We start from the raw sequence: 2,996 nt of genomic DNA on the forward strand, positions 1-2,996 counted from the left end.
ACCCCCCACCCGTGCGGGTGGGGGGTCCTGGTGCTCGGGCAGGCCCGTGGACGGGCCGTCGGCGGCTCAGAAGGTGACGATGCTGAGCGCGCCCTTGCCGTAGCGGGCGACCTCGACGGCCAGGTCGAGGCGGCTGCCGGTGCGGGTGGCCCAGTCCACCACGTCCGGGCGCAGGACCTCGCCCGGTGCGTACGCCGCGTGCAGCTTCAGGTGCGCGGCACCCTCCACGTTGAACAGCGACGCCATGATGTTGAGCACCTCGCGGGCGTTGACCACGAGGTTCTCCGGCAGCTGCCGGTCCTCGATCGCGGCCTCGCTGGCCCCCGGGGGCAGCAGGCCGATCGCCGCGCCGGCGTGGGCGGCCAGCGCGAAGTCGAAGACCACGACGGCCTTGGACCTCAGGTGGTCGTCCACGTAGAGGCCGACCACCGAGCCGGGCACCCCGCCGACCGGCACGGGACGGCCCTCGGCCAGTTCCACGTCGCGGTTGAGCAGGTCCGAGAGCAGGTTGCGCAGGGCGAGGTTCGACGGCAGCGGGTTGACCTCGAACCTCACCTCGCCCTGCGCGATCGCGGTCTCGGCGGCGGCCGGGCCCGCGTCGCCGCCCAGGACGGGGGCCAGCGCCGCGGCGAACGCCTCCGGCGTGAAGGGCTTGGCGATGAGGAAGAGGGCACCGGCGGCCGCCGCCTTCTCCCGCATCTCCTCCGAGCCCTCGGAGGTGACGAAGCCGAACGGCACGTCGAGGCCGGAACCGCGGAGGTTCTGCAGCAGCTCGTACCCGGTGGCCTCGGGCATGTTCCAGTCCGAGAGGACGATGTCGGGGTTCTCCGCCTTGACGACGTCGAAGCCCTCCTTGCCGTTCTCGGCCTGGACGACGTCCACCCAGTCGTACCCCGCCTGCCGCAGCGTGCGGATGACGATCTGCCGCATGACGCGGCTGTCGTCGACCACCAGGGCCTTCATGACGGGCTCAGTCCTCCTGACCGGTGTTCTGGGGGGCGGTGTCGCCGGCGCCGGCCAGCCACACCTCGAAGGTCAGCCACTGGCCGCGCCAGTTGGCGTCGAGACGGGCGGCGAGGCGCCCGGAGGCACCGTGCAGCGGCTTGGCGGTCGAGACGACCGGCAGGCCCAGCGGGCCGGCGTCGGGCACGAGCGCCTTGATGTTGCCGCCGACGATGTTGGCGACCTCGCCGAGGGCGTCGTAGACGTCCTCGGCGGGCAGCGCGTCGTCGTCCTCCTGCAGGAGGGCGGCCGCCAGCGGCGCCGCCACGTCCTTCTCCGCGGAGACGGTCACGATGCCCGGGCGGGCGCCCGAGATCGTCACCGACGCGCAGAGGATGTCGCCCTCGATGTCGTGCGGCTCGAACGAGGGCAGCAGGAACTCCACGTGGGCGAAGTAGGACGCCCACATCTGCTCGACGATCTGCGCCAGCGCCTCGTCCTCGACGTAGTCGGGTTCGAGGTCCTCGATCAGTTCCGTCACGCTTGGCTCACCTCCGGCAGCAGGCCCAGCAGGGACAGCTTCTCCTCGAGCGCCTCCACCGTGAACGGCTTGATGAGGTACTCGTGAGCACCGGCGGCGAGCGCGCGGACGATCTGCCCGTGCTCGGCCTCGGTGGTGACCATCATCAGCGTCAGCGCGCGGTACTCGCGGTTGGCGCGGACCTGCGTCACGAACGTGAGCCCGTCCATGACCGGCATGTTCCAGTCGACCGTGGCGAGGTCGGGCAGCGGGCCCTCCCCGAGGACCTTCAGCGCCTCCGCGCCGTCGGCCGCCTCGACCGTCTCGTACCCGAGCTTGCGCAACGCTCCCGCGATGATCTTCCGCATGGCGCGGGAGTCATCCACGACCAGAGCCCTCATGCCTGACCTCCGTTCTTGGGACGGTGGACCGAGACCCGTCCGATGAGTTCCCGGTCCCAGTTGTCATCGACGCCCAGCGTCGTCTCTGCACCCCCGAGGAACATGTATCCCCCGGGCTTGATGACCTTGCGGACCCGGGACAGGATGTCCCGCTTGGTCTCCAGGTCGAAGTAGATGAGCACGTTCCGCAGGAACACCACGTCGAACTGCCCGAGGGCCGCGTACGAGCTCGTGAGGTTCAGCTGCTGGAAGCGCACCATCCGCTTCAGGTCGTCGTTCACCTGCCACTGCGTGCCGACCCGGGTGAAGTGCCGGACCAGCAGCGGGGCGGGCAGGCCGCGGTTCATCTCCAGCTGCGAGTAGCGGCCGGCCTTGGCCTTCTCCACCACCTCGCTGGAGATGTCGGTGCCGATGATCTCGGCACGCCACCCCTCGCTCACCACGCCGTCCTTGAGCCCCATCGCCAGGCTGTAGGCCTCCTGGCCGGTGGAGCTGGCCGCCGACCAGATGCGCAGCGACCGGGTGGTCGCGCGCGCCTGCTTGAGGGCCGGGACGACGGCCGTCGAGAACGCCTGGAACGGCGCGCCGTCGCGGAACCACGACGTCTCGTTGGTCGTGAGCGCTTCGACGATCGCGGTGGTCGCGCGGCGGTCGGGGCGCAACCGGATGCCGTCGACGTACGCGGAGACGTCCGCCGCGCCCGCGGCGCGTGCCAGGGGCACGAGCCGGGACTCGACGAGGTACTCCTTGCCGGGTTCGAGGACGATCGCGCTCTCCTTGCGCACCAGAGTGCGCACCCAGTCGAAGGCTGCGGTCGTGAGTGCCATGTCACCACCTGCCTGTGGAGGGACGGGCCGCGGGAGCGGCGGTACGGGACGCCGGCGGCCGCGCCGGCGCGTGGGGGGTCGTGCTGGTCGAGCGGGTGGTGCTGGTGCCGCCGCTGGTCCGCGGCACGCCGGCGGGGGCGCCGGGGGTGGTGCGCGGGGTGACCGCCGGCAGCGGGTTGCGGGCCGGGGGGGGGGGGGGGGGGGGGGGGGGGGGGGGGGGGGGGGGGGGGGGCGCGTGGGGGGCGGGGGCGGGGGGGGGCGGCCGGGAGCGCCGGCCGCGCCACACCCAGCGCGCGACAGCGCAGC

Annotated in this window: 3 protein-coding genes and 1 pseudogene; all 4 read right to left on the reverse strand. The window is 72.5% G+C overall.

Translation table 11 applies throughout. The features are described from left to right. Positions 1 to 606 precede the first annotated feature (606 nt). Positions 607 to 963: pseudogene (locus ACRYM2_RS23000) on the reverse strand (response regulator); the annotation flags it as partial. A 7-nt stretch (positions 964 to 970) separates the two neighbouring features. Then, positions 971 to 1,483: a chemotaxis protein CheX gene (locus tag ACRYM2_RS23005; RefSeq protein ID WP_432525022.1), complete on the reverse strand. Its 513-nt coding sequence runs from the start codon at positions 1,481 to 1,483 to the stop codon at positions 971 to 973. Then, entirely contained in the window at positions 1,480 to 1,863 is a 384-nt protein-coding gene (locus ACRYM2_RS23010) for a response regulator (RefSeq protein WP_166613703.1), read from the reverse strand. The genes ACRYM2_RS23005 and ACRYM2_RS23010 overlap by 4 nt, the downstream gene beginning before the upstream one ends. Further along, entirely contained in the window at positions 1,860 to 2,690 is an 831-nt protein-coding gene (locus ACRYM2_RS23015) for a CheR family methyltransferase (RefSeq protein ID WP_432525023.1), read from the reverse strand. Before ACRYM2_RS23015 ends, ACRYM2_RS23010 begins: the two co-directional genes overlap by 4 nt. Positions 2,691 to 2,996: the final 306 nt, after the last annotated feature.

Origin of the sequence: Kineococcus aridisoli, assembly GCF_050871885.1 — a bacterium.
GTDB lineage: Bacteria > Actinomycetota > Actinomycetes > Actinomycetales > Kineococcaceae > Kineococcus.

Excerpts from the sequence above, each read along its gene's own strand:
- ACRYM2_RS23015 (WP_432525023.1), bottom strand. The coding sequence starts at position 2,690 with ATGGCACTCACGACCGCAGCCTTCGACTGGGTGCGCACTCTGGTGCGC.
- ACRYM2_RS23010 (WP_166613703.1), bottom strand. The coding sequence starts at position 1,863 with ATGAGGGCTCTGGTCGTGGATGACTCCCGCGCCATGCGGAAGATCATC.